Origin of the sequence: Bradyrhizobium sp. ISRA464, from assembly GCF_029910095.1 — a bacterium.
Classification (GTDB): Bacteria; Pseudomonadota; Alphaproteobacteria; order Rhizobiales; family Xanthobacteraceae; genus Bradyrhizobium.
This window is the reverse complement of record NZ_CP094526.1, coordinates 2451176-2477608: the sequence shown is the minus strand read 5'-3', so window position 1 is coordinate 2477608 and position 26433 is coordinate 2451176. Positions and strand designations below refer to the sequence as shown.

The following is a 26433-nucleotide window of genomic DNA, read 5'->3' as shown; positions in this document are numbered from 1 at the left end:
CTAATATCTTTTCGGATTGCCCCGATAGAGAGAAGTTATGTCCCTCAACCTGCATCTCCTCCGCCTGTTCGCGGCCGTGGCGAAGACCGGGAGTTTCTCCCGCGCCGCCGACCTGCTGCACATCAGCCAGCCGGCGATCTCCAAGGGTGTGCGCGATTTCGAGTTGCAGGTCGGCTGCCGCCTGCTCGACCGCACGCCCAAGGGAGTGCGCCCGACCCGGGAGGGCGCCGCGCTGGCCCGGCATGCGGAAACGCTGTTCGCGGCCGAGCGGGCCGCGGAGGACGAGTTGCAGGCGCTGCGCAACCTCGACAGCGGCTCGCTGCGGATCGGCGCCAGCACGACGATCGCGACCTACATGATCCCGGAATATCTCGGCATCTTTCACCGCGCCTTTCCCGGTATCGACCTGCACGTGGTCAGCGCCAACACCAGCGACATCGCCGCACTGATGCTGGGGCATGAAATCGAGATCGCCCTCGTCGAGGGTCCCGTGGAAGACGAGAACCTGACCAGCGCGGCCTGGCGCACCGACGTGATGGGCCTGATCGCAGGCCCCGACCACCGCTTCGCGGCAGCCGCAGGGCCGATCGACATCCGTCTGCTCAACGACGAGATCCTGATCGTGCGCGAGCCCGGCTCAGGGACGCGCGAGGTGGTCGCGCAGGCGTTTGCCGCCCACCGCGTCGAGCCGCAACGGACACTCGAAATCGGCAGCACCGAGGCGATCAAGCAGGCGGTGGCCGCAGGCGTCGGCGTGGCGATGGTATCGATGGCGACGATCGACGATCAGGTCAGGCTTGGAAAACTGAAGGTGATCCCGATCAAGGGCGTCCACATCGAGCGCACGCTGTGGCAGCTCAAATCGCCCGGCCGGCTGGAGGTGCCGGCGGCGGTTGCGTTCGAAGGGATCATTCGGGAGACGCAAGCCGCGAAGATGGCGCCGCGCAAGCCGGCGCTCAAAGTGCGGCGAACAGACCCTGCGCCCAGGCAACGGCATGCTCGAAGCTGAACACGCCGGGCTCGAAGTAGACGGCGCGCGCCAGCACGATGCCGACGACCAGCGCCCAAAACACGCTGGTGCCCGCCGTCTTCAGCCAATTCGACGTGCGACCGCTCGCGATCGAAGGATCGATTGCGGGGACCGGCTCGCCGAAGGGATCGAATGCGGATTGGCTCATTGTTGCGACCATCTGGGATACCCTGAAGATGTCGCGACAACGGGTGCGGAAGCAAGGGTAGCGCAATGCCTTTTGCGCGGGCGGGTTGGAAGGGTCTTTTGCGCGACGAGGCCGGAGGAGAGTTTCCTTCTCCGACGCCCGAAAATGCCCGATCCAGGCCCGGTCCTGCGGCTAGCAGCGAACGGCGTGGGACCACGTGCGTTGCCTTTCCGCCGTCATTGTGAGCCAACGGGTCGCGCGCCCGCGCGCCCGATGACAGGCTCCGCGAAGCAATCCATCTGTCCGCAAGCTTGGACAGATGTATTGCTTCGTCGCTATCGCGCCTCGCGATGACGAACTGCGACGGTGCACAACTTCTCAGGCCGGCTGCGGCCGGAAGTTCTCGATAAAGAGCAGCAGCACCCGCGCGCCGGTCTCGGCGTCGGCGAGTTCGACATGCTCGGCCGGGTTGTGACTGATCCCGCCGCGGCAGCGCACGAAGATCATGCCGATATCGGCGATATCGACCATCGCCATGCCGTCATGCCCTGCGCCGCTCGGCAGCTCGAACGCGGGAAAGCCTTCGGCCGTGACGGCGTCGGCGATCTGCGACGTCAGCCACGGCGCGCAGGGCACGCTGCGGTTATCATGGGTGACATCGACCTGCAGCGTCAGCTCGCGGCGTTTTGCGATCGCCTCGATCCGCTGCAAGATATCGGCCACCGCGCGCTCGCGATGCGCATCGCTTTGCGAGCGGATATCCATGGTGAAGGAGACTTTTCCGGGGATCACGTTGGTCGCGCCCGGCATCGCGCTGATACAGCCGACGGTGCCGACGAGGCCAGCCTTGTCGGCCTTGCAGAAGTCCTCGATCGCACCGATGCATTCCGCCGCACCGGTCAGTGCGTCGCGCCGCAACGCCATCGGCACGGTGCCGGCGTGGCCGGCGACACCGGTGAGGTTGGCCACGAGCCGGGTCGCGCCCGCGATCGCGGTGACGACGCCGACAGGTAATCCCTTCTCTTCCAGCACCGGCCCCTGCTCGATGTGCAACTCGACATAGCCGAGCAGCTCGCGGCGGGCGCGCGCCGCCTTGCCGATGTGATCGGGATCGAGCCCGAACTCGATCAGCGCATCACGTATCGATGTGCCGGCGCGGTCGCACGTGTTGAGCACGCTCTCGTCGAACGTGCCGGCTACCGCGCGGCTGCCGAGCAGGGTCGAGGCGAAGCGCACACCCTCCTCGTCCGCAAAGCCCACAACCTCGACCGCGAATGGCAGCCGCTTGCCACGCCGGTTCAGATTAGCGACGCAGGCGATCGCCGTGATGACGCCGAGCGGACCGTCCCATTTGCCGGCATCGCGCACCGTATCGTAATGCGAGCCGACCATCAGGCACGGCAGGTCCGGCCGCTCGCCCTCGTAGCGGCCGCAGACATTGCCGATCGCGTCGAGATGCGCGCTCATGCCGGCCTCACGCATCCACGACAGGATCAGATCGGCGGCCTTGCGGTGCTCTTCGGTCAGGAAGATCCGCGCCAGATGCTCAGGCGTTTCGGAGATCGCAGCGAGCGCATCGATCCGCGCCACGATCTCTTCGCCGAGCGATGACCGCTCGCTTCCGGCTGCTGTACTCATCTCGCTCATACTCGTCCTGTGCGTGACCGTGCCGATCCCGTTGGTCCGAACTCAGCGCCAATCGCCCGGCTCGCAAGGCCGCTACGCTGTCTCACCAAGCGGTACGCCCGGTTCGATTCACCGGCCGGCAATTCGCTGGTCTCGCGCCGTCCCGACAGAGGCCTCGCCCACACACCGCCGGCTGGTAGGCTGCTCAGCATTGCGTACGATGACGTTTCCCGGCTTGGAACACTCGCGACACACTGACGCGACCGCGCTCGCACCGATGGCATGCTATCCGATCTCAAACGCATTGTCCGCCAGATGCTTCAGATGGGCGTGCCAGTGCTCGGCGATCGCAAGCCGGGTCGGCACCCAGACCCGCTCGTGCTTCTGGATATAGTCAAGGAAGCGCATCAGCGCGGCAGCACGGCCGGGGCGGCCGACCACCCGGCAATGCAGGCCGATCGACATCATCTTCGGCGACGTCGCGCCCTCGGCATAGAGCACGTCGAAACTGTCCTTCAGATAGGTGTAGAACTCGTCGCCGCCGCCGAAGCCCTGCGGGTTGACGAAGCGCATGTCGTTGGCATCGAGCGTGTAGGGGATCACCAGATGCGGCTCGGTTTCCGGAGCCTTGATCCAGTACGGCAGATCGTCGGCGTAGGAGTCGCAGAGATAACGCAGGCCGCCGGCTTCCATCAGCAGCCGCAGCGTGTTGATCGAGGAGCGGCCGGTGTACCAGCCGAGCGGCCGCACGCCGGTCGCCTCGGTGTGGACGGCGATGGCGCGGGCGATCTCCTCGCGCTCCTCGGCCTCCGACATGTCCTTGTGCTCGACCCAGCGCAGGCTGTGGCTTGCGATATCCCAGCCCGCCTCCTGCATCGCTGCGACAACGTCCGGGTTGCGCTTCAGCGCCATCGCGACGCCGAACACCGTGACCGGCATCTTGCGCTCGGTGAATATCCGCCACAGCCGCCAGAAGCCCGCACGCGAGCCATATTCGAACATCGATTCGATATTGGCGTGGCGTTGCCCGACCCAGGGCTGCGCGCCGAGCACATCCGAGAGAAACGCCTCCGAGGCGCGGTCACCATGCAGGACGTTGTTTTCGCCGCCCTCCTCGAAATTGACCACGAACTGCACGGCAACCCGCGCCCCATCCGGCCACTTCGGATCGGGCGGATTGCGGCCATAGCCGCGGAGATCGCGCGGATAGCGGGGCTCGGTCACATCACACTTCCTCGAAGCGGATCGTCTGCGCGCCCTTCCAGAGCACGGTCTTGCCGAAGGCGGTGAGGTTCTCCAGCCCCGAGGTCAGGGTGATGAAATGGTTGCCGGCGAGCTGGCCCATCTTGCTGGCGAAATGCACGCCGCCATAGGCGAGCAGGATCTCGGTCTCGCTGATGCCGCCGGGGTAGAGGATGATCTGGCCCGGCGCCGGGTAGCTGGTATGGTTCTCGTAGGAGACACCGAAATCGAGATCGCCGAGCGGCATCCAGACGCCCTCGCCGCTCCAGCGGACATGGATCGCCTGGCTCTCGAACGGCATCGCCTTGCGGAAGGCGGCGACCGTCTTCGGCGCGAGCTGCTCCTCGAAACGGGCGTCAAAGGTGAACTCGCCGGCGCGGACAATCAGTTTGCTCATCGATCTCTCGTGGGTGGCCTTTGCGGGAATGATGTCTCCACCATTGCCGCCGGCCCGCGCCGGAAGCAAGGCCGATTCCGGCCGCCAGACCGGGTTTTTCGCGGCAGAACAGGCCTGCAACGCAGATTTGAGCAAGGTTGCATTGCGCCGCGCAGCGCGGTTTGCGAGCCTGAAAGCACACGCGAAGGAGGTGCCGCGATGACGACAAGCAGCCTGCACGGACATGTAGCGCTCGTGACCGGAGGGTCGCGCGGCATCGGCGCGGCGATCGTCAAGATGCTGGCAGAAGCCGGCGCCGCGGTCGCGATCAACTATCGCGAGCGTGCAACCGAGGCCGAGACGCTGGCGAAGGGCATCACCGCGGCCGGTGGCCGGGCTGTCGCGATCGGCGCCGACGTGTCGGAAGCCTCTGCCGTCGCCGACATGGTCGAGCGCGCGAGATCCGAGCTCGGCCCGATCGACATCCTCGTCAACAATGCCGGGATCGCGATCGTCAAGGGCGTCGACGATCTCACGGAAGAGGATTTCGACCGCACCATCACGGTGAACCTGAAATCGGTTTTCCTGTGCACGCAGGCCGTGCTGCCGATGATGCGGACCAAGAAGTGGGGCCGCATCGTCAACATCTCTTCCGGCGCGGCGCGCGGCGGAGGCTCGATCGGGCCGCATTACAACGCATCCAAGGCCGGCACCGAAGGCTTGACCCGCGGCTATGCCGCGCGGCTCGTCAAGGAAGGCATCACGGTGAACGCCGTCGCGCCGTCGCTGATCGAGACCGACATGATGAAGGGGCAGACCGCGCTGGTCAGCCGGATTCCGTTGGGACGTTTCGGCACCTCCGAAGAGGTCGCGCAGGCCGTGATGCTGCTGGTCAACAATCCCTATATGACCGGCCAGACGATTGCGATGAGCGGCGGCATGGCGTTCAACTAGCGCACGTCTCCTTGCCGTCTTGACCGCATCACCGGTTTGCCCTACGCGTTGCGGCATGAACAGTTCGATCCTGATCGCCAATTTCTGGTGGCACGCCTTCTGACAGGCGGGCCGAACGCGTTCATGCTTTTTCGGGGCCGCTGCATCGGGCGGCCTTTTTCATGTCATCCAGCCCGCAATGCGGCGTCCCATTCCAACCGAATGGAGATACCGTGACCAAGCCAGTCATTCTCACCGGCGACCGCACGACCGGCCCGCTGCATCTGGGCCACTACGCCGGCTCGCTGAAAAGCCGGCTCGCGTTTCAGGAAACGCACGAGCAATTCTTGCTGCTCGCCGACATGCAGGCGCTCACCGACAATGCCCATGACGTCGGCAAGGTTCGCAACAACGTCATCGAGGTCGCACTGGACTATCTTGCGGTCGGCATCGATCCGGCCCGAACATCGATCTGTCTGCAATCGCAGCTTCCCGCGCTCGCGGAACTGTCGATGCTCTATCTCAACCTCGTCACGGTCGCCCGGCTCGAGCGCAATCCAACCATCAAGGATGAAATCCGCGCGCGTGGTTTCGGGCGCGACATACCGGCCGGCTTCCTCTGCTATCCGGCGGCGCAGGCCGCCGACATCACCGCCTTCCGCGCAACCATCGTTCCGGTCGGCGAGGACCAGGCACCCTTGATCGAGCAGACCAACGAGATCGTTCGCCGTGTCAACGCGCTGGCCGGCCGCGAGCTGTTGCCCGAAGCGCAGGCGATCATCCCGCGCGCGGGGCGGCTGCCAGGAATTGATGGACGTTCAAAGATGAGCAAGTCCGCCGGCAACGCTATTCCTCTCTCGGCCTCGCCCGATGAGATCTCGGCCGCCGTGCGCGCGATGTTCACCGATCCCGATCATCTGCGCGTCACCGATCCCGGCAAGGTCGAGGGCAATGTCGTCTTCACCTATCTCGACGCGTTCGACGACGATCACGATGCCGTCGAGGATTTGAAGGCGCGCTATCGGCTCGGCGGCCTGGGCGATACCACCGTCAAGCGGCGTCTGGAGGGCATTCTGCAGGGGCTAATCGCTCCGATCCGGGCGCGGCGCGCCGAACTGGCAACAGATCCCGATCACGTCGTCGATATCATCAGGCGCGGAACCCTGAAGGGCAGAGGGATCACGGAGCGCACCAAGCGCGACGTGATGGAGGGGCTCGGCTTGTTCCAGCTGTGACGCAGCAAGGCTGTCATCAAACCGTGCGGGAACCGTGCTTGTCTGCAGTCGTTGATTGCCAGGCGAAACCGGATTTGGAGCTTGCCGTGATCGATCCGAAAGCGCTTCTCGAACGGGCCTCGCAATTGGCCGACCAGGCCAAGGACGAGAAGGACCAGAGCATCCGCGAACGGCTGCTGCGCATGGCTGACCACTACCGGGATCTGGCAGCGCATGAGGCATGGGCGCGCGAGAACCCACCGTCGGTCAGCGGGATCACGAGCGTGCTCGGAGGCCGCGCGCATTGATGATCCAGTGCAGCCGTGATCCGGCGCGGCGCGGCATTCAGCTGACGCGAATGCGATAGCTCAGCGACTGCCGCGTGCCCGGCGCGATATGCATCAGGCCGGGCTTGTCGGCGAACTCGCCGTCGAACTCCGCCGGGCTTGCGAAACCATGCCACGGCTCGATGCAGAGGAACGGCGCACCGCCCGGCTTTGACCAGACGCCGAGCTCGCGAAAGCCGTTCCAGGAGACGCCGATCGCCGGACCTTGCCCGGCCGCGAAGCGAACCGACGTGCTCGCGACCTGATCGAGGATCATGGCGTCGTCGTCGAACAGCCGTTCCGACAATGCGAGCGTCCTGCCCCTGATCGGACTGGGTTCGGATTGCGGCCGCATCAGCCCACCCTTCAGACGGCGGACCGGTGCGGGCTCGTCCTTCTCGAAGCTCAGCGTGTAGGCCTCCTTCGACAATCCCGGCAGCAGTGGCCAGTTGAAGGTCGATGACCACCGAGCGAGGCCGGCAGCATCACCTCGCCGGTGTTGGTGACCTCGAAGGCGACGTCGAGATCGGAGCCGTCGATCCGGTAGGTGACGTCGAGCCTGAAGGCGAAGGGATAGCGTGCGCGGGTTTCGGCGTCGTCGGTGAGCGCGAGCTTGCAGGACCGCGGCCCCTGCTCCAGCCATGTGAAGCGACGGTCCCGCGCAAAACCGTGCTGCGCCATCGGATAGGTCTTGCCGTCGTGACGCAGCGTGTCGTTCTTCAGCCGGCCGACGATCGGGAACAGCACGGGTGCGTGGCGTGGCCATTGCGGCCCCGCCTGCCACAGCAGCTCAGCCCCATCGGCCGCCTTCAACGACGACAACTCGGCACCCTGCGCCAGAATGGTCGCGGCGATCCTGTCGCCGCGCAGCGTGTGACTGTCGCTCATGCTTCGCCTCGCCGGACTACGATGTGCCGCGAAACGGGATGTTCGATCGTGGCGGCAGCGTCAACCCCGTTGACGCACACCGGCACGGCTTTGATCGGCGGCGCGAGCCAGCTCCGCCTACCCTGTGATCCTGGAAAAATCCGGCGGGCGACGCTCGGCAAAGGCGGCAAAGGCCTCGCGCGCGTCCGCGCTCATCAGCCGCTGCTGGAAAATCTCGCCTTCGCACGCCACTTGCGCTGATATCCTGGCGGTGTCGCGCATCAGTGCCTTGGTGTGCAGAAGCGAGCCGAGCGGCCGCTTGGCGAGCGCTTCGGCCGCCGCCCGCGCCCTGACGCGGAGATCGTCGAGCGGCACGACTGCGTTGGCAAGACCGACGGCGACCGCGGCCTCTGCCTCGACCGGCTCGCCGAGCGCGAACATCGCATAGGCGCGGGCGTAGCCGATGCGCTGCGGCAGGAGATAGGTCGAGGCGGCCTCCGGCACCAGCGCAAGATTGACGAATGGCGTGATCAGCCCTGCATTCGAAGCGAGATAGACGAGATCGCAATGCAACAGCATCGTGGTGCCGATGCCGACCGCATTGCCCTGCACGGCGGCAACCAGCGGCCGCGTTGCAGCCGTGAGCTTGGCGAGAAAGCGCGTCACGTGCCGCTCGCCCTGCGCGCCTTGCGAGGCCGCGGCGAAGTCTGCGAGATCGTTACCCGCGGTGAAGCTGTCGCCGTCGCCCTGGAACAGCACGGCGCGGATCGCGGAATCGCCTTCCGCGCGTTCCAGCGCGTCGGCCATCGCGCCATACATCGCGTTGGTGATCGCATTCTTCTTGTCCGGACGCGCCATCGTTACGGTAAGGACGCCCGCGTCCAGCGCCACGTTGACCAATTCACTCATGCCTCACTCCTGTTGCTTGCTAGGCGTCTTTGTCCTTCGGAAATTTCTCTTGCAGGCTGGTCAGCCAGCGCGACACAACGTCGATCTCGGCTTCCGAAAACCCCTCCATCAGGCGGTTGTTGATCAGCCTCGTCCGCGTCGCGGCGCGTTTGCCGAACTCCTGTCCCGCCGCGGTCAGATAGAGCCGCTGGCTGCGCCCATCCTCACCGTCGCGCCGGCGCTTCACGAGGCCCGCACGTTCCATCCGGTCGGCAAGTCCGGTCATCGCCGACGGCACGATGTCGAGCGCCTGCGAGACGTCGCCGATCAGCGCGCCATCGTTGCGCCCGAGAAAGAACAGCACGCCCGCCTGAGCCGACGTCAGGTCGTGCGCGGCCGTCTCCTGCTCGATCGCGCGCTGCAACCGTCGATAGGCCACGGTCAAAAGAAAGATCAGCCGGTGCTCTGCCCTCATGCGTATCGGTATATACTTCGTATGCGAAATATCAAGGTACTTCGTACACGAAATACCTTGCCTTCCGTCACGGAATCGCGCGCGCAAGACCGGTGGCCCGTCGCCGAGGAGACGGACACGCGCTCGCGGCGGGCGGGTTCGCGCAAAGCGCTCCCGCCTCAGTCGCATGTGTGCAATTCTTTTCGCTATGCAGCATCGTTGGATTGGCAGAAAACCCTTGATCGAAATCAATCAACCCGGAAAGCTTCGGGCCCAGGGTGCCGCTTTGTCGGGTTTTGCGGCTCCGACGGGGTCGCGAGAGAGTCCATGACGCCATCGGCAAGTCCGGCCAAGGGACGCGCTGTCCGCCCGAAGCGGCCGCGCCATCTCAGTCCAGCCATGCGTTGCGAGACCGCATTTCGTCTGATCCTGTCCGAATGTCTCGAGGAAGTCGCAACCAATCACGAAGCTGTCCTTGCCGGCGATCAGACAGCACTGCACCACACACGCGTCGCGCTGACGCGGCTGAAGGCCGCGATCGCATTTTACGGACGAATGGTCGCGGATCCCGAATGGTCACGGCTGAAGTCCGAGCTGAAATGGTTGAGCGGATATCTCGGCGCGACGCGTGATCTCGATGTCGCGATCGAGAACAGCAAGGGCGAGCCCGAAGAGCGTGTGTTCGTGGCTGCGCGGGGCGAGGCTTTCGAACGGCTCAAGGATGTGCTCGGCAGCGAGCGTTACCTGCAATGGTTCGAAGCGATGTGGAACTGGGTCGGCAGCGGCCCATGGACCGCAAGGCAGGATCGTCGCGCAGCGCAACGGCGCGCCGTTCCGGTGTCGGATTTTCATGCCGGACGCCTTGCGCGATGGCACAAACAGCTCGCGCAGAAGAGCCGCGGCTTGCAGGGCATGGGCAAGAATAAGCGGCACCGGGTGCGGCTCGCCAGCAAGCGGCTGCGCTACGCCATCGAGTTCTCCGAAGGAGGATTGCCGGAGGACGACTACGCGTCGTGGAGGGTCGTTCTGAAGTATCTGCGCAAGGGGCAGCAGGTCCTCGGCGAACTGAACGATGCGGAGGTCCGCCGCGCGCTTATCGGAAGTATTGACGATCAGGAACAGCGAGGCGGGAAAGCCGCGCACAAGAAACTGGACGAGCGAAAGAAGAAGAGCCGACTCTTGCGCCGGGCTGCGGCGATCTATCGAAAAATCTCCGGTTGAGCGCGTGTCGGCGCGCTTGCATCCGCACCCGGTGCGGGCCCGGCTGGCGGCTTGCCTGATGTTTAAAATATCATTTATTGCCCTTGTAACATCATTATTTGGCGTGCATAAATGACAACCAAACAGACCCGAATCTCAATCGACGGCCAGACCGATGATCACTGCGGCGCAGCTGCGAGCTGCGAGGGCCCTGCTCGGCATCGACCAGCGACAGCTCGCCGAACTATCCGGACTTTCGGTGCCGACCATCCAGCGCATGGAGGCAAGCGAGGGCACAATTCGGGGCAATGTCGACTCGCTCGTCAAACTGATCGACGCGCTCGGCGCCGCCGGCATCGAGGTCATCAACGAGGGAGCCGTCAGTAGCGGCGGCGGCCGCGGCGTACGACTGAAGGCCGGATCGAGTTCGCCGAAGGTGCAGATGTGATGCCGGCGGTCGATCAGCAGATCTGGTGTGTGGCCGCACTGCTGGGGACGACCCTTCTCGCGATCGGAACGAGCAGATCGCGCAAATCGACAATTATCGTCTACGGCGCAACGTTTGCGATTTCGTTGATCGCGTTCGCCGGCGCCCTGTTCTCCCTCATCGCCCACGCCGACGCGACGGAATTGGTGCTGCCGATCGGCTTGCCCTGGCTGGGATCACATTTCCGTCTCGACGCGCTCGCCGCATTCTTTCTTGCCGTGGTCAATCTCGGCGGTGCGGCGGCAAGTCTTTACGGCCTTGGCTATGGCAGCCACGAATCTGCGCCGCACCGCGTCCTTCCCTTCTTTCCAGCATTCCTGGCCGGGATGAACCTCGTCGTGCTTGCGGACGACGCGTTCACCTATCTGCTGTGCTGGGAGTTCATGTCGCTCGCGTCGTGGGCGCTCGTCATGGCGCACCATCGCGAAGCGGACAATGCGCGAGCGGGCTACGTCTATCTCGTGATGGCAAGCTTCGGCACGCTGGCCCTGCTGCTGGCCTTCGGCCTGTTGTCGGGAGCCGGCGTCGGCTACGGATTTGCCGCCATACGCAGCGCCCAGCACACGCCGTCCGAAGCGGCGCTGGTGCTTGCGCTGATGTTGCTCGGCGCCGGATCGAAGGCCGGCCTGGTCCCGTTGCATGTGTGGCTGCCGCTCGCCCACCCCGCGGCTCCGAGCCACGTCTCGGCGCTGATGAGCGGCGTTATGACGAAGGTCGCGATCTACGGATTTATTCGGGTCGTGTTTGATCTGCTCGGTCCACCAAGCTGGTCGGCAGGTGTCGTGGTGCTGGTCCTCGGCGGTGCGACCGCAGTGATGGGAATCCTCCATGCGCTGATGGAGAACGACCTCAAGCGCCTTCTCGCCTACAGCACGATCGAGAACGTCGGCGTCGTCTTCACGAGCCTCGGCCTTGCGCTCGCCTTCCAGGCGAACGGCCTTGGCCTGGCCGCAGCCCTCGCCTTCACGGCCGCGCTATTCCATGTCCTCAACCACTCGTTCTTCAAGAGCCTGCTGTTCTTCGGGGCCGGCGCCGTCCTGACGTCAAGCGGCGAACGCGACATGGAGAAACTGGGCGGCCTGATCCACCGCATGCCGCTCACGAGCTTCGCCTTTCTCGTCGGTTGTGTCGCGATCTCGGCGCTTCCGCCGTTCAACGGGTTCGTGTCGGAGTGGCTGGTCTTTCAGGCCGTTCTGCAAAGCCCCGATCTGCCGCAATGGAGCCTGAAGATCATGGTGCCCGCGGTCGGCGCCTCGCTGGCGCTGGCGGCAGCACTCGCGGCCGCATGTTTCGTCAAAGCCTTCGGCATCACATTCCTCGGACGCGCGCGAAGCCCCGTCGCGGCAGCCGCCGACGAAGTCGATCGTTATTCGCTAGCAGCAATGTACAGCCTCGCGGCGCTCTGCTTCCTGGCCGGAATTCTGCCGGGCCTGGTCATCGACGCCCTTTCACCCGTCGCGCAGGCCATCATCGGCCACCGGATGCCGGTCCAGGCGAACGACCCCTGGCTCTCGATCGTTCCGATCGCAGAGAGCCGCAGCTCCTACAACGGATTGCTCGTTTTCGTTTTCATAACGGCCGCGGCGTCGCTTGCGGTCTATTTCATCCATCGCTTTGCGTCGCGCGCGATCAGACGAGGTCCCGCCTGGGGTTGCGGCTTCGCCGATCCGACACCCGCGGCGCAGTATTCCGGAGCCAGTTTCGTGCAGCCGATCCGCCGCGTATTCGGCACGCTGATCTTCCAGGCCCGTGAACATGTCGACATGCCGCCGCCGGGCGACCTGCGGCCGGCCCACCTCAAGATCGACATGCACGATCTGGTTTGGGAAGGGCTGTACGTACCGCTGACGGAAGCGGTGCGGTTTCTCGCCGAACGGTTGAACCATCTCCAGTTCCTGACCATCCGCCGCTATCTCAGCCTCGTCTTTGCAACCCTCGTCACATTGCTGCTGGTGCTGGCGATATGGTCGTAATCTCTGACATGCTCGTGCAGTTGGGGCAGATGGCACTGGTGCTGCTGCTCGCGCCGCTGCTGACGGGCTTCGTTCGCAAGATCAAGGCCCGCCTGTTGCGGCGGAAAGGGCCATCGGTTTTCCAACCCTATCGCGACCTGCTGCGACTGCTGCGCAAGGAGGTCGTGCTCGCCGAGAACGCGTCCTGGCTGTTCCGCGTCACGCCCTATGTGACGTTTGCCGCCATCTGGGTCGCGGCGGCGCTGGTTCCGACGTTCGCGACCGGCCTGCAGTTCAGCTGGAGCGCCGACCTGATCGCGATCGTCGCCCTGCTCGGAAGCGCGCGCTTCTTCCTTGCGCTTGCCGGCATGGACGTCGGCACCAGCTTCGGCGGCATCGGCTCCAGCCGCGAGGTGATGATCGCCGCTCTCGCCGAGCCCGCGATGATGCTGATGGTATTCTGCGTGGCGCTCATTGCCGGCTCGACCCAGCTGTCGACCGTCGCAACCTTCATGGCGTCATCGGAGGTGGGACTGCGCGTCTCGCTCGGAATGGCGATGATCGCGCTCATAATGGTGGCGCTCGCTGAAAATGCCCGCATCCCGGTCGACAACCCGGCGACGCATCTGGAGCTCACCATGGTGCACGAAGCGATGATCCTGGAGTATTCCGGGCGCCATCTCGCCATGATCGAGTTCGGCGCCTTTCTCAAGCTCCTGCTCTACGTCTCCCTGATCATCTGCGTGTTCTTCCCGTGGCAAATCACGATCGTCGGCGCGGGCCCGCTGTCCTATGTTGTGAGCGTCGGCGCCTATCTGTTCAAGCTTGCTCTCGCAGGCTTTCTCCTCGCCGTGTTCGAGACCGCGACGGCAAAGATGCGCGTCTTCCGCGTTCCCGAGTTCCTCGGCGCGGCGCTGATGCTTGGTCTGCTCGGTACGCTTCTTCGTTTCGTGTCGGAGAGCTTCTGATGCCCAATCTCGCTTTTGACATCGCCCATCTGCTCGCCGGCGGCCTCGTCCTGATCAGCTTCATGATGCTGTACCAGGACCGCTTGTACGCCTTGCTGAACATCTTCGCGCTTCACGCATTGGTGCTCGCGTTTTCGGTCGCCTGGCAGGCGTTCGTCCAGAATGCACCACATCTCTACGTGACCGCGGTCATCGCCCTGGTGTTCAAGGCCATCGTCATCCCGGTGGCGCTGCATCGGATCATCAAGCAGCTCGGCATTCACCGCGATATCGAGACTGCAGTGGGCATCGGACCCACCATGCTGGCGGGGATGGGGCTCGTCGCACTCTCGATGGTGCTGATGCTGCGCGTGACCGGCGCGGCCGATCCCCTGGCCCGGGAAGACCTCGCCTTCGCGCTGTCGGTCGTGCTGCTGGGATTGCTGGTCATGGTGACGCGGCGCAACGCTGTCAGTCAGGTCGTCGGCTTCATGTCGCTGGAGAACGGGCTGGTGCTGGCCGCGACGGGCGCCAAGGGCATGCCGCTCGTCGTGGAGATCAGTGTGGCCTTTTCGATTCTCATCGCTTTCATCGTGATCGGCGTGTTCCTGTTCCGCATTCGGGAACGGTTCGACACCGTCGACATCGGCGCTCTGGACGAATTCAGGGGAGAGCGGCGATGACCGCCGCGTCGGATGCTGTCGCCTGGGTGCTTTTGATACCGGTCGGTGCCGCAGCGATGCTTGCGGCACTGCCGGGTTACCGGCTGACCGCCGCGATCAACATTCTTGCAAGCCTCGGCACCTTTCTGGCCGCACTTTCGCTGTTCGTCATCGCGCGCCCGCAACCTGGTCAGTACCTGCTGGTCGATGACCTGAACATCGTCTTCATCGTGCTCAATACCTTCGTGGGATTCACCACGAGCGTGTTCAGCGCGAGCTACATTGCCCACGAAATCGAGACCGGACGACTGACGCCGGGCTATTTGCGTTTCTACCACGCCATGTATCAGGTCATGATGTTCGGCATGAATCTCGCATTCGTGTCGAACAATATCGGCCTGATGTGGGTCGCGATCGAGGTCGCCACGCTCACCACCGTCCTGATGGTCGGCATCTATCGGACGCACGCCGCGCTCGAGGCGGCCTGGAAGTATTTCATCCTCGGCAGCGTCGGCATCGCGCTCGCGCTGTTCGGCACGATCCTGGTGTACATGGCCGCGCGGCCGGTTGTCGGCGAGGGGCAGGACGCCATGGTCTGGACCGTCTTGATCGACCGCGCCGCGACGTTCGACCCGGCGCTGCTCAACGTCGCCTTCGTCTTCCTGCTGTTCGGGTATGGCACCAAGGTCGGCCTGGCGCCGCTGCACGCCTGGCTTCCGGATGCGCATGCCGAGGGCCCGACCCCGATCTCGGCCGTACTCTCCGGCCTGCTGCTCAACGTTGCGCTTTATGCAGTGCTCCGCTTCAAGATCTTGCTGGCCGCCAATACCGACGCGATCTCGCCGGGCCCGCTGATGGTGACGATGGGACTGGCCTCGCTACTCTTCGCGGCCTTCATGCTGTACCGCCGTCGCGACATCAAACGGCTGTTTGCCTATTCCTCGATCGAGCACATGGGCATCATCGTGTTTGCGTTCGGGATGGGCGGTCCGCTCGCCAACTTCGCCGGCCTGCTGCACATGGTGATGCACAGCCTCACCAAGTCGGGGATCTTCTATGCCGTTGGCCACATTGCACAGGTGAAGGGCACGCAACAGATCGCCAACATCCGCGGCCTGACCGAAACGCATCCGGCGCTCGGCTGGGGCCTTGCGATCGGCGTGGTCGCGATCGCCGGTCTGCCGCCGCTCGGCATCTTCATGAGCGAGTTTCTCATCGTCAGCTCCACCTTCGCACGCCAGCCGCTGCTCGCTGTCCTGCTGGTTGTCGGCCTGCTGCTCGCTTTCGGCGCGCTCATGCTGCGGCTGACAAGCGTCGCCTTCGGCGAGCCGCGCGGCAGTACCGCCCCGGCGGACGCATCCTACCTGCCGATGTTCGCGCATTTTGCGCTTGTCCTGACTGCGGGCATTTACCTTCCGGGACCGCTCGTCGTCTGGTTCCAGCACGTCGCCAACCTGCTGGGTTAGCGCGAGGGAGAACGGGATATGCCGGCGTTGAGCGATTTGATCCGGGCGGGCCGCAGGGTGGAACGGCACCACCCATGGCCGCGCGCAGTCGTGGACGGCGAAGTCTGGCGCTCCGCCGCCAGCTCCCTTGCGGACGGCGCGTTGAGCCTGCTCGGGCTATGGGGCGAACCGTCATGCGTGAATATGGCCATTCTCGACGACCGCACTGCCGATATCGGCGTGATCAGCCTGGATTGTCCCGATCACCATTATCCTTCGGTCGCGGCCTATCATCGTCCGGCGCTTCGACTGGAACGCACCATCCACGACCTGTTCGGACTGGAGGCCGTGGGAACGCCGGATACACGCCGCTGGCTCGATCACGGTCGCTGGCAAATGCGCGCCCCGCTGGGCGAACGTCTTGAGGCATCGCCGGATGCTTCGCCTTATCCGTTCCTTCCGGCCGAGGGTAATAGCCTGCATCAGGTTGCGGTCGGCCCCGTGCATGCCGGCATCATCGAGCCCGGGCATTTCCGCTTCACCGCAAGCGGAGAGACCGTGGTCCGCCTGGAGGAGCGGCTCGGCTACACGCACAAGGGCGTCGAAGGACTGATGGCGGCGAGCACCGTCGAGCAGGCCGCGCGCCTCGCCGGCCGGGTATCCGGCGACAGCACGGTCGCCTACGGGCTGGCATTCTCGCAAGCCGTCGAAGCCGCGTTGCAGATCACGGTACCGTCCCGTGCGCTGTGGCTGCGCGCGCTGATGGCCGAGCTCGAGCGCCTCGCCAATCATCTCGGCGACATCGGAGCGATCTGCAACGATGCATCGTTTGCGCTGATGCACGCGCATTGCGGCGTGCTGCGCGAGCGCGTGCTGCGCGCTGCCGAGGCTGCGTTCGGCCACCGCCTGATGCGGGACCTCGTCGTCCCGGGCGGCCTGGCGCGCGACATCGCGGGCGACGGACCGGCGGCGATCCGCGCCGCGCTCGGCGAGATCCGCCGGCATTTTCCGGCGCTGGTCGATCTCTACGACAACACCGCCTCGCTCCAGGACCGCACCGTCGGCGCCGGTAGCCTCAATCCTGCGCTCGCCCGGCAATTCGCGGCCGGCGGTTATGTCGGGCGTGCGAGCGGCCGCAATTATGATGCCCGCAGCAAGCCCGGCTACCGCCCCTACGACGTGCTGCGCTTCGAGGTCCCTGTCCTCAACGACGGCGACGTCAATGCCCGCGTCTGGATCCGGATCCGCGAGGTCGAGCAAAGCCTCGCACTGGCCGATCAGATCATCGATGGGCTCGAGGCCGGACCGGTCAGGGTACCGCTGCAAGGTGGGGTTGCGGCTTCCGAAGGCATGGCGATCGTCGAGGGTTTCCGGGGTGACATCCTGGCATGGCTACGCCTGAGCGGTGACCGGGTCGAGCGATGCCATCTGCGCGATCCGTCATGGTTTCAATGGCCCCTGCTGGAGGCCGCCATCGAAGGCAACATCGTGGCGGATTTCCCCCTCTGCAACAAATCGTTCAACTGTTCCTATTCAGGGCAGGATCTCTGAGGACTGGACGAGATGCGTAAACTTCTGTTTCAGAGCCTGCTTCGACGGCCATTGACCGAACAGGCGCCGCGTCCTGACGACGCCGCGCTCGCGGAGCTCGCGGCAATGGTTGGCAGCACCGCAAGACGCCACCTCGGCCGCAGCCTCTCGATCCGAGAGGTTGATGCAGGCTCATGCAACGGATGCGAGCTGGAAATTCACGCCCTGAACAATGCGTATTACGACGTCGAACGGTTCGGAATCCGGTTCGTCGCCTCGCCCCGTCATGCCGACGTCCTGCTCGTCACAGGTCCCGTCACGAAGAACATGCGCGAAGCGCTGGAACGCACGTATAACGCGACCCCCGATCCCAAATGGGTTGTCGCAGTAGGCGATTGCGCCAGGGACGGCGGATGCTTTGCCCGCAGCTACGCGGTGGTTGGCGGGGTTTCCGCGGTCGTGCCGGTCGATCTTCACATTCCGGGCTGTCCTCCAAGCCCGATGGCCATTCTGCGTGGCCTTCTTGCTTTGCTCGCAGATGTGGGCTCAGGCATCGCGGCACGCTGAGAAAAGAGTTGGTGGCCTGTGATCACGCCGCACCGGCGAAGATCGCCAGAGCATGATCCGGAAAAGTGTGAAGCGGTTTTCCCTCGCGACAAACGCGGAACGCGTTTGCGCGGAGATCATGCTCAAAACAAAAAGCTAAAGCGCGATGACGATACAACGTAATCTCATCGCGCTTTTAGCCGCTGTCGCGCAGCACCAGCTCGAAGCCGAGGTCGACGCGGCGCTCGCCGCCTCGCTCCAGCGTCAGCGTCGCCGCGGTGCGGCCGATCGCGTCGCCATGCACGCTGATCGTGCTCAGCGCAGGCGAGATCAGCCGCCCCATTTCGAGATCGCCGAGACCGATGACGGCAACCGGCTGCTCTGACGCCGGCCCCTCGCGCAGCAGGCCCGCCCTGCGCAAGCCCGCCATGAAGCCGATCGCATGCGCGTCGTTGGCGGCGAACACCGCATCGACACCAGGCAGGCGCGCATGCGCCGCGACGCTCCCCGAGGCGTTGCGATCGAGGATCAGCCGGCGCGGCTCGGCAAGCCCGCTCGCCAGGATCTCGTCTCTGAAGCCGAGCCAGCGGCGCGTCGCGCGCGGATCGTCGCCCCCGATGAAGGCGAGTTGCTTGCGGCCCTGAGTGACCAGATGTTTCGCGACGGCCACGCCGGCCTTGTAATTGTCAAAGCCCGCGACCGCATCGATCGGCGTTGCCGGCAAATCCCAGGTCTCGACGATCGGGATGCGCGCGTTGTGGAGTAGACGGCTGCCCTCCTCCGTCGCCGGCGACCCGACCATGATGATCGCCTCCGGCCGCCGCGACAGCAGCGCCGCGAGCATGCGATCCTCGCGCGCCGCGTCATAGCGCGACTGCGCGAGGATCACGGAGAAGCCGAGCGGTTCAAGCTTGTCGGATAATCCCTGCACCGTGTCGGCGAAGATCGAGTTGGCGATGGTCGGCACCAGTACGCCGACCGAATTGGTCCGCGCGCTCGCCAGCGCGCCCGCGACCAGGTTCGGGATATAGCCGAGCTCGCGCATCGCCCGCTCGACCCGTGCGCGGGTCTCCGGGGCAACCAGGTCTGGCATTCGCACCACGCGGCTGACCGTGATCGAGGAGACGCCGGCGCGCTTGGCCACCGCGGAAAGTGTCGGGGCGGCATCGGCCGGGCCGGTCTCGGGGTCGGTCAGTTCGGAGCTCATGGGTGGAGCCTGCACGATTCCGGGTTGCCAAGCCATAATGTTAGCGCTAACATTACCGATGTTAGCGCTAACATAGCGCGTGAAAGGGAGGAACGGCATGATTTCGGACGAACTGGTTCAGGCCTACAGGCGCGACGGGGTGATCGTGGTCCCCGAGGTGCTCGACAAGGAGACCCTCGGGCGGGTGCGCTCGGTGCTTGCAGATCTGGTCGCGGGCGCGGCTGATGTCACCGGACACACCGACGTCTACGACCTCGAACCGGGTCATACCCGCGAGACCCCCCGCGTCCGCCGCATCAAGGCGCCGCACAAGGTGCACCCGATCTTCGACGAGATCGTCCGCAGCCCCGCCGTGATCTCGATCCTCACCAAGCTGATCGGCCCAGGGCTCCGCCTGCACGGATCCAAGCTCAACATGAAGTCGGCGCAGTACGGCTCGCCGGTCGAGTGGCACCAGGACTGGGCGTTCTATCCGCACACCAATGACGACATCCTCGCCATCGGCGTTTTGCTCGACGATTGCGACCTCGAGAACGGCCCGATGCTGGTGACGCCGGGATCGCACACCGGCAACACCATGTGGGACCATCATGGCGACGACGGCTGCTTCGCCGGCCTGATCGATCCCGACCTGATCCAGGACGACATCAAGCGCGCGGTGCCCTGCATGGGCAAGGCCGGCAGCATGTCGTTCCACCATGTGCGCGCGCTGCACGGGTCGGCGACCAACACCTCGGACAAGCCGCGCAACCTCTTGCTCTACGAAGTGGCCGCCAGCGATGCCTGGCCGCTGATGGGGGTCAAGGACTTCGACGAGTTCAACAGCCGGCTGCTCGCCGGGCCTCCGGTGGTCTCACCGCGGCTCACCGACGTACCGGTGCGGATGCCGTTGCCGCCGGCGAAACGGCAAGGATCGATCTACGAGACCCAATCGGCGGCGAAGAAATCCTACTTCACGCGCGCCGCCTAAGACCGACGACAATGCCCGCGGCCAGGCCGCGGGCATTGCTGCTTTCGATACATAAAACACACAAAACGGGGAAACGAATGACCAAGATGGCAGATGGCGCCAGCAAATCGCGCCTGCGTGTGATTCTGGCCGCAAGCGTCGGCTCCGCGCTCGAATGGTACGACTTCTTCCTCTACGGCACCGCCGCCGCGCTGGTGTTCGGCGAGCTGTTCTTTCCGAAGAGTGATCCCATCGTCGGCACGCTGTTGTCGTTCCTCACCTTCGGCGTCGGTTTCGTGGTGCGACCGCTCGGCGGCTTGCTGTTCGGCATCCTCGGCGACCGCTATGGCCGCAAGCCGGTGCTGGTTGCGACGCTGCTGATGATCGGCATCGGCACCACCGCGATCGGCGTTCTGCCGACCTATTCGCAGGTCGGGATCTGGGCGCCGCTCTTGCTGGTGGCGATGCGCGTGATCCAGGGTCTCGGCGCCGGCGCCGAATATGGCGGCGCGGTGATCTACCTCGTCGAGAACGCCCCGCCGAAGCACCGCGGTTTCTGGGGCGGCTTTGCGCCGCTCGGCGTCTCCGTCGGCAACCTGCTCGCCGCCGGCGCCTTCGCGCTGGTGACGATACTGCCGCGCGAAGACCTGATGAGCTGGGGCTGGCGCCTGCCCTTCCTGGCGAGCTTCCTGCTGATCGTCGTCGGCATCTTCGTCCGCATGCGCGTGACCGAGACGCCGGTCTATACCGAGGCCGTGGTCGAACGCGGCAAGGTCGAGAGCAATCCGGCAATGGAAGCGTTGCGACGTCATCCGCGCAACTTCCTCGTCGTGCTCGGCGCGCGGATGGCCGAGAACGGGCTCGGCTATTTCTTCCCGGTGTTCGGCCTGAGCTACGTGATCACCACCCTCGGCGTGCCAAAATCGGAGGCGCTGAGCGCACTGATGTTGGCCTTCACGGTCGAGCTATTCGCGATCCTGGGCTTTGCCGCCTGGTCTGATCGGATCGGGCGGCGGCCGGTCTACATGTTCGGCGCACTGGCCGGCGTGGCACTCGCCTTCCCGTTCTTCTGGATGGTCGGCACCAAGAGCTGGATCATGATTGCGCTCGCCTTCATCCTGGCACGCGCCGTCGTGACCGCCGCGATGTTCGGGCCGCAGGCCGCCTATTTCGCCGAACTGTTCCCGCCGCAGCGCCGTTTCGCCGGCTTCGCCTTCGCGCGCGAACTCGGCTCGCTGCTGTCGGGCGGCCCGGCGCCGTTCGTCGCGACCGCTTTGGTGGCGGCCTATGGCACCTGGTGGCCTGTTGCCTGCTACGCCATGTTCCTGTCCGCCTGCACGGTGGTCGCGATCTGGATCGGGCCTGAGACCTATCAGGAGAACATTGCGGCGGACGAGACCGCGCGGGAGGAACTGCCCGCGGCGATCCCGTCGCGGGCCTGATCCATGGCGCAACAGCTTCGCGTCCTGCAGTCGCTCTGGGCGATGGAGCGGCGGGTGGCCGATGAGCCGGAATGGCCGTTGCAGACCCAGCTCGCGATGATCCGCGACGCCGGGTTTGACGGCGCCGGCGTGCGTTTCATCGATCCGTCCTTCGCGCGTGAAGTCACGAGCTTCCTTCGCGCGCACGGCATGATCTGGCAGGCGCAGTGCTATCCGAAGACGGTCGATGATTTGAAGCCGGTGCTCGAGCTGGTGGCCCAGCTCGGCGCCGATCACGTCAACCTGCAGCCGGATGTCCGCCCGCGGCGGCTTGCGGATTGCATTCCCCTGCTCGAAGGCTGGCGGCGGCTTGGCGAGCGGGCGGACATTGCGGTGCATGTCGAAACCCACCGCGACCGCATGACGACCGATCTGTTCTTCACGCTCGACCTGCTCGACCGCTTTCCCGATCTGCGCCTGACCGCTGATCTTTCACACTACCTGGTCGGCCGCGAATTTGCTTGGCCGGTCGACGACGTCAACCACGCGCTGATCCATCGCATCCTCGACAACGCCTGGGGCATCCACGGCCGCATCGCGAGCCGCGAGCAGGTGCAGATCTCGCTTGGCTTTCCGCAACATCGGGGCTGGGTCTCCCTGTTCATGGGCTGGTGGGACTACGCCATCCGCTCCTGGCGGAAACGCGCCGGCCCCGATGCGACGCTGACCTTTCTCTGCGAGCTCGGTCCTCCGCCCTACGCGATCACCGGGCCGGACGGCCGGGAACTGTCCAACCGCTGGCAGGACGCGCTGGTCATGAAAGACATGATCCGCACGCTCTGGGATCGCATCGCGAACGAGCCACAGGACCAACGCTTACGTTGATTCCACGTCACCCCAGCGGCATCCTGACACGAACCGGAATTCCGGACGCTGCGAGGACCCTTGCGCGCGCATGGTCGAACCCAATCGCTCCGATGCTTCGCGTGCATCGTCGCCGCGATCACGGCGGTCTTCGCGTGCACAAGAGCACACGCAGCGGAGCTGACGCTGAATGTCGCGACCATGCCGCGCGTTGCGACCGTCGACGCGCGCTTCCAGTCCTACAACATCGAGATGGTCGAGGTAACCGGCGGACGGTTCTGGAGGCCCTACGCCGCAGCCGATGTGCAAACCCCCGCAAAGGCCGACCGGTTCGCCGCGCGCGCCCCGATTGATCTCCACGATGTCAGGCTGCGAAGGCTCGCCGCGGCGCTGGCTCCCGCCTATCTCCGCGTCAGCGGGACCTGGGCCAACAGCACGTTCTTTGCAGATACAGACACCCCACCATCCGCGCCGCCTGCGGGCTTCAAGGGCGTTCTCACACGGCAGCAATGGCGCGACGTCATCGACTTCTCACGCACTGTCGACGCGCCGATCGTCACGTCATTCGCGATCAGCGCCGGCACACGGGATGCCAACGGTCGCTGGACATCGCAGCAAGCCCGACAGCTGCTCGCCTTCACCCGATCCATCGGTGGACATCTCGCCGCGACTGAATTCATGAACGAGCCCGATCTTCCGGCGATCGGCGGCGCCCCTCGCGGCTACGATGCTGCGGCCTACGGCCGGGACTTCGCCACGTTCCACGCTTTCATGAAGAGCGCAGCGCCTGATGTCACCATCCTCGGCCCGGGCACGGCCGGCACCGGCGCCGACGCCGCGGCGCTTTTCGCGGCGGCGGCACCAGGCGTCGATGCGATTTCCTATCATCACTATGGTGCGCTGTCGGCCCGATGCGCCGGCGATCGCACACCGGAGGCCGCATTGTCGGACGAATGGCTGTCCAGAACCGGCAAGACGCTTGCCTTCTACAAGGCGCTGCGCGATCGCCTCGCACCGGGCAAGCCGATCTGGCTGACCGAGACCGGAGAGACGGCATGCGGCGGCAACCGCTGGGCCGCTACCTTCACCGATACGTTCCGCTACCTCGATCAGCTCGGGCGGCTGGCGAGGGCCGGCGTCCGGGTGGTGATGCACAACACGCTCGCCGCAAGCGATTATGGGCTGCTCGACGAGCATACCCATCTGCCGCGGCCGAACTATTGGGCCGCACTGCTGTGGCGGCGATTGATGGGAACGACCGTGCTGGATCCCGGTATCGCAGCGCGCCCCGGCTTCCATGTCTACGCCCATTGCGCGCGCGACACGCCGGGCGGCGTCGCCCTGCTCGTCATCAACAACGACCGCAACAAGCCGAGTGGACTGGTGTTGCCGGTGGCCGCGCAACGCTACACGCTGGCGAGCGACAATCTCGCTGCCGGCTCGGTTCGGCTCAATCGAACGACACTGGCGCTGGATGCCTCGGACCAGGTCCCGCCGCTCACCGGCGAAGCGACCGCCGCGGGAACGATCTTGTTCGCGCCGGCAACGATCACATTCCTGGTCGTAGCCAAGGCTGGGAATGCGGACTGTCCGTAGCGACCGGATGCCTTACGCGGCGCTGCGGTCGGCGTCGGAGGTCTCCGGCGGTCCCGCAATCCGATGGCTGAGCATGATCGCCGTCATCAGCCGCTCCATTTCGAGCCGCGCCGTGACATGCGACATCGTTGGACGCGCTCCGGGCGCGAGTTGGCTGATATCGTCGACCGCCGTCAATCCGCGCGGATAGAATTCGCGGAAGATCACCCGCTCGGCCAATCCATCGACGAGGCGGAAGTTCAGCGTCTTCGACAGTTCGCTCAGGGCGTCGCCGACCAGGCGCTTGTTGCGCGAGCCGAGCGTGGACAGGCGATTGCGCAACACCACCCACTCGAACGCCGGCTGATCATTGGCACTGCGCGCGCGCCGCGCCTCCTCCACCATCTTCGAATAATGGCTGATGCCGGTCACCCTGAAATCGTTCGGGTCGACAGTCCCGAGCACATCGAAATCGAGGAAGCTGTCATTCAGCGGCGTGATCAGCGTACTCGCCAGCGAATGTGTGAACGAGGTCAGGTAGGTGTCGTGACCGGGGCAGTCGACGACGACGAAATCATGCGACCTGCTGAGCCGCTCGACGATCTCGGCAAGCGCGCTGCGCCCGAGTGTCTCGACCTCGCTGGTCCTTCCGTTCACCGTCTCGAAGCACATATGCGTCGGACCGTCGAGGTCCAGCGACGCTTCCCGCGCCCAATCCCGCCGATTATCGACGTAGTGCGTAAGCGACTTCTGCTTGTTGTCGAGATCGATGGTGGCGACGCGCTGCCCCGCCTTGATCAGCGCGATGGCGACATGCATGGCAATCGTCGATTTGCCCGAGCCGCCTTTGTTGTTTCCTACGACAATTACACGTGCGTTTGTCATGCGAATCCATACCGGACGCTTGAGCCAAAGCAGGATGAAGTAGAATTTAAATAATGGATTCGAGTCTCCCTGATTCGATGAATCTCGACAAGAGTCGTCGCAATGCCGTCATGATCGAAAGGCGGCGGGTGCGACATCATTGCCACAACCACACTTTGTCGGGCACGTATCGTGAACGCAGCTAGCGGCCCTGGAACACGGCGGCGCGGCGCTCCACAAACGACCTGATACCCTCGGCCGCGTCGGCGGTGTTGAGCACGCGTTCGCGGACCTGCGGAATGATCGCAATCGCGGCCTGCTCGCCGGCCTCGATGAACTTGCGGCCCGCTTCCTTCGTCACCTGGATCCCGAGCGGCGCGTTCCGTGCGATGATTTCGGCTAGCGCCATCGCGCGCTCGACCTGCTGTCCCGCCGGCACGACTTCCTGCACGAGGCCGATCCGATGCGCTTCAGCCGCCGAGAACTCGTCGCACAGCAGGAGATGGTACATCGCATCACCTCACCCTGCGCGGCTGATGTAGCGGAAATGCGCGCCCGCCAGCGGTGCGATCCCGCGCTTTGCCTCCATCTGGCAGAAGCGACAATCATCGGCGGCGACAACGATGTCGCCCGCCAGCATCATCTCGATGCCCACCGTGAACACGATGCCCTGCACCGCGGTGACGATCGGCTTCCGGCATCGCTTCGAGAGCCCGAACGGATCGACATTGCCTTCCGGCAACGGCTTGCGCGTCGCGGTCGGACCGAAGAATTTCGGCATGTCGAGGCCGGCCGTGAAATTGTCTCCGGCCGCGCAGAGCACGCCGACCCAGAGACTTTCGTCGTTGTCGAGCAGCGTGAGCGCGTCCGACAGCTCCGCCATCATCTCCGGGCTGAACGCGTTCTTCTTCGCGGGATTGTCGATGACGATCTTCAGGATTCGGTCATGCCGTTCGTGACGGACCCGCCCTTCGCTCGCGCTGCCAGACATCGGTTCCTCCCATTCTTGTGACCCGCATAATTCTGGATGATGCTTGTCATCCAGATGTATGATGGTCATAATCTTGATGAAGAGTCAAATTGCCGAGGGTGACGCAAGATGGGCCATTCCCAGGCCGACAAGGCCAGGAGTCGCGAGCGGATACTGAACGAGGCCGCGACGCAGATCCGTGACAAGGGACTGGACGCCATCAGCATCGGCAGCCTGATGCAGAAGGTGAATCTCACCCACGGCGGCTTTTACGGGCACTTCGCTTCGCGCTCCGACCTGATCGCAGCAGCCCTGGAACAAGCACTGGCCGCCGGTGAAGCCGCGGCGCGCGCATCACGCGATCCCGACAGGCAGGTCAGCCTGAGTTCGATGGCCCGGAGCTACCTGAGCCGCACACATCGCGACGCCCGCAAATCCGGCTGCGCGATTGCCGCATTGATCTCGGACGTCGGCCGCGCCGACGAAGAGTGCCGCGCGGTGATGGAGCCGCATATCGAGGCGTTCATCGCCAAGGTCGCACAGGTGCTCGGCGACGACGACGATACCCGCGCGACGATGGCCGTCAGTGCGATGGTCGGCGCGCTCGCAATCTCGCGGGTGATCACGGACCAGAAGCGGTCCGATGCCGTCCTGCGCACGGTGCGCGACGGCGTCGTCGCGATGGCGTCGAACGAATGAACAGGCCCGCGACGCGGGCCGAGCCGGTGGAG

General features: G+C 64.9%; 26 protein-coding genes and 2 pseudogenes. 18 read left to right on the top strand and 10 right to left on the bottom strand.

Annotation, left to right across the window (positions count from 1 at the left end):
• The first annotated feature begins 37 nt into the window (after window positions 1-37).
• Window positions 38-1009 (top strand): LysR family transcriptional regulator, encoded by a 972-nt coding sequence (locus tag MTX19_RS11600; protein ID WP_280983704.1) that lies wholly within the window; start codon window positions 38-40, stop codon window positions 1007-1009.
• Here the strand turns inward: MTX19_RS11600 and MTX19_RS11595 are convergent.
• The 4 genes from MTX19_RS11595 to MTX19_RS11580 all read right to left on the bottom strand — a co-directional run bounded on the left by MTX19_RS11595 (window position 957) and on the right by MTX19_RS11580 (window position 4422).
• Window positions 957-1178 carry a hypothetical protein gene (locus MTX19_RS11595; RefSeq protein ID WP_280983703.1) on the bottom strand — a complete coding sequence of 74 codons (222 nt, stop codon included), beginning with the start codon at window positions 1176-1178 and terminating at the stop codon, window positions 957-959. The genes MTX19_RS11600 and MTX19_RS11595 overlap by 53 nt on opposite strands.
• A 357-nt stretch (window positions 1179-1535) precedes the next feature.
• On the bottom strand, window positions 1536-2795 hold the full coding sequence (locus MTX19_RS11590; RefSeq protein WP_280983702.1) for an allantoate amidohydrolase: 1260 nt from the start codon (window positions 2793-2795) through the stop codon (window positions 1536-1538).
• A gap of 273 nt (window positions 2796-3068) precedes the next feature.
• Window positions 3069-4007, bottom strand: a complete 939-nt coding sequence (puuE, locus tag MTX19_RS11585; protein WP_280983701.1) for an allantoinase PuuE — start codon at window positions 4005-4007, stop codon at window positions 3069-3071.
• A 1-nt stretch (window position 4008) separates the two neighbouring features.
• On the bottom strand, window positions 4009-4422 hold the full coding sequence (locus MTX19_RS11580; RefSeq protein ID WP_280983700.1) for a DUF3830 family protein: 414 nt from the start codon (window positions 4420-4422) through the stop codon (window positions 4009-4011).
• Between MTX19_RS11580 and MTX19_RS11575 the strand changes: the two genes are divergently transcribed.
• From MTX19_RS11575 to MTX19_RS11560, 4 genes are all read left to right on the top strand, one after another.
• Complete coding sequence (locus MTX19_RS11575) at window positions 4415-4624, top strand: hypothetical protein (protein WP_280983699.1); 210 nt, start codon at window positions 4415-4417, stop codon at window positions 4622-4624. The two genes, MTX19_RS11580 and MTX19_RS11575, sit on opposite strands and share 8 nt — an antisense overlap.
• Window positions 4621-5355, top strand: coding sequence for a 3-oxoacyl-ACP reductase family protein (locus MTX19_RS11570; RefSeq protein WP_280983698.1), 735 nt, complete (start codon window positions 4621-4623; stop codon window positions 5353-5355). The genes MTX19_RS11575 and MTX19_RS11570 overlap by 4 nt, the downstream gene beginning before the upstream one ends.
• A gap of 212 nt (window positions 5356-5567) precedes the next feature.
• Window positions 5568-6569, top strand: coding sequence for a tryptophan--tRNA ligase (trpS, locus tag MTX19_RS11565; RefSeq protein ID WP_280983697.1), 1002 nt, complete (start codon window positions 5568-5570; stop codon window positions 6567-6569).
• A gap of 86 nt (window positions 6570-6655) precedes the next feature.
• Window positions 6656-6856 carry a hypothetical protein gene (locus MTX19_RS11560; RefSeq protein ID WP_280976588.1) on the top strand — a complete coding sequence of 67 codons (201 nt, stop codon included), beginning with the start codon at window positions 6656-6658 and terminating at the stop codon, window positions 6854-6856.
• 37 nt (window positions 6857-6893) lie between these two features.
• Here the strand turns inward: MTX19_RS11560 and MTX19_RS11555 are convergent.
• The 3 genes and pseudogenes from MTX19_RS11555 to MTX19_RS11545 form a co-directional block, all read right to left on the bottom strand.
• Window positions 6894-7762: pseudogene (locus tag MTX19_RS11555) on the bottom strand (aldose 1-epimerase family protein).
• 117 nt (window positions 7763-7879) lie between these two features.
• Entirely contained in the window at window positions 7880-8650 is a 771-nt protein-coding gene (locus MTX19_RS11550; protein WP_280983696.1) for an enoyl-CoA hydratase-related protein, read from the bottom strand.
• A gap of 19 nt (window positions 8651-8669) precedes the next feature.
• A complete protein-coding gene (locus tag MTX19_RS11545; RefSeq protein ID WP_280983695.1) occupies window positions 8670-9104 on the bottom strand; it encodes a MarR family transcriptional regulator in 435 nt (144 codons plus the stop codon).
• Window positions 9105-9410: 306 nt separating this feature from the next.
• Here MTX19_RS11545 and MTX19_RS11540 point away from each other — a divergent pair, with 306 nt between their 5' ends.
• The 8 genes from MTX19_RS11540 to nuoB all read left to right on the top strand — a co-directional run bounded on the left by MTX19_RS11540 (window position 9411) and on the right by nuoB (window position 17873).
• Window positions 9411-10304, top strand: coding sequence for a CHAD domain-containing protein (locus tag MTX19_RS11540; protein WP_280983694.1), 894 nt, complete (start codon window positions 9411-9413; stop codon window positions 10302-10304).
• Between the two features lie 154 nt (window positions 10305-10458).
• On the top strand, window positions 10459-10731 hold the full coding sequence (locus MTX19_RS11535) for a helix-turn-helix transcriptional regulator (protein WP_280983693.1): 273 nt from the start codon (window positions 10459-10461) through the stop codon (window positions 10729-10731).
• Window positions 10731-12743, top strand: a complete 2013-nt coding sequence (gene hyfB / locus MTX19_RS11530; RefSeq protein ID WP_280983692.1) for a hydrogenase 4 subunit B — start codon at window positions 10731-10733, stop codon at window positions 12741-12743. The genes MTX19_RS11535 and hyfB overlap by 1 nt, the downstream gene beginning before the upstream one ends.
• Window positions 12734-13690 (top strand): NADH-quinone oxidoreductase subunit H, encoded by a 957-nt coding sequence (locus tag MTX19_RS11525; protein WP_280983691.1) that lies wholly within the window; start codon window positions 12734-12736, stop codon window positions 13688-13690. Before hyfB ends, MTX19_RS11525 begins: the two co-directional genes overlap by 10 nt.
• Complete coding sequence (locus tag MTX19_RS11520; protein WP_280976580.1) at window positions 13690-14352, top strand: hydrogenase-4 component E; 663 nt, start codon at window positions 13690-13692, stop codon at window positions 14350-14352. The genes MTX19_RS11525 and MTX19_RS11520 overlap by 1 nt, the downstream gene beginning before the upstream one ends.
• On the top strand, window positions 14349-15797 hold the full coding sequence (locus MTX19_RS11515) for a hydrogenase 4 subunit F (RefSeq protein WP_280983690.1): 1449 nt from the start codon (window positions 14349-14351) through the stop codon (window positions 15795-15797). The genes MTX19_RS11520 and MTX19_RS11515 overlap by 4 nt, the downstream gene beginning before the upstream one ends.
• A gap of 18 nt (window positions 15798-15815) precedes the next feature.
• Window positions 15816-17327, top strand: a complete 1512-nt coding sequence (locus MTX19_RS11510; protein WP_280983689.1) for an NADH-quinone oxidoreductase subunit C — start codon at window positions 15816-15818, stop codon at window positions 17325-17327.
• Between the two features lie 12 nt (window positions 17328-17339).
• Window positions 17340-17873 carry an NADH-quinone oxidoreductase subunit NuoB gene (nuoB, locus tag MTX19_RS11505; RefSeq protein WP_280983688.1) on the top strand — a complete coding sequence of 178 codons (534 nt, stop codon included), beginning with the start codon at window positions 17340-17342 and terminating at the stop codon, window positions 17871-17873.
• 175 nt (window positions 17874-18048) lie between these two features.
• Here nuoB and MTX19_RS11500 read toward each other — a convergent pair whose 3' ends face one another.
• The gene (locus tag MTX19_RS11500) at window positions 18049-19059 is read right to left on the bottom strand and encodes a LacI family DNA-binding transcriptional regulator (RefSeq protein ID WP_280983687.1); all 1011 of its coding nucleotides are present in this window, start codon (window positions 19057-19059) and stop codon (window positions 18049-18051) included.
• A gap of 97 nt (window positions 19060-19156) precedes the next feature.
• Here MTX19_RS11500 and MTX19_RS11495 point away from each other — a divergent pair, with 97 nt between their 5' ends.
• From MTX19_RS11495 to MTX19_RS11480, 4 genes are all read left to right on the top strand, one after another.
• Entirely contained in the window at window positions 19157-20029 is an 873-nt protein-coding gene (locus MTX19_RS11495; protein WP_280983686.1) for a phytanoyl-CoA dioxygenase family protein, read from the top strand.
• 77 nt (window positions 20030-20106) lie between these two features.
• A complete protein-coding gene (locus MTX19_RS11490) occupies window positions 20107-21450 on the top strand; it encodes an MFS transporter (RefSeq protein ID WP_280983685.1) in 1344 nt (447 codons plus the stop codon).
• A 3-nt stretch (window positions 21451-21453) separates the two neighbouring features.
• Window positions 21454-22314 (top strand): sugar phosphate isomerase/epimerase, encoded by an 861-nt coding sequence (locus MTX19_RS11485; protein WP_280983684.1) that lies wholly within the window; start codon window positions 21454-21456, stop codon window positions 22312-22314.
• Window positions 22315-22494: 180 nt separating this feature from the next.
• Window positions 22495-23889, top strand: coding sequence for a hypothetical protein (locus MTX19_RS11480; RefSeq protein WP_280983683.1), 1395 nt, complete (start codon window positions 22495-22497; stop codon window positions 23887-23889).
• 12 nt (window positions 23890-23901) lie between these two features.
• Here the strand turns inward: MTX19_RS11480 and MTX19_RS11475 are convergent, their stop codons facing one another.
• Together MTX19_RS11475 and MTX19_RS11470 are read right to left on the bottom strand one after the other, a co-directional pair.
• Entirely contained in the window at window positions 23902-24753 is an 852-nt protein-coding gene (locus tag MTX19_RS11475; RefSeq protein ID WP_280983682.1) for a division plane positioning ATPase MipZ, read from the bottom strand.
• Between the two features lie 181 nt (window positions 24754-24934).
• A pseudogene (locus MTX19_RS11470) lies at window positions 24935-25723 on the bottom strand (crotonase/enoyl-CoA hydratase family protein).
• A 108-nt stretch (window positions 25724-25831) separates the two neighbouring features.
• Here MTX19_RS11470 and MTX19_RS11465 point away from each other — a divergent pair.
• On the top strand, window positions 25832-26401 hold the full coding sequence (locus MTX19_RS11465) for a TetR/AcrR family transcriptional regulator (RefSeq protein ID WP_280983681.1): 570 nt from the start codon (window positions 25832-25834) through the stop codon (window positions 26399-26401).
• Window positions 26402-26433: the final 32 nt, after the last annotated feature.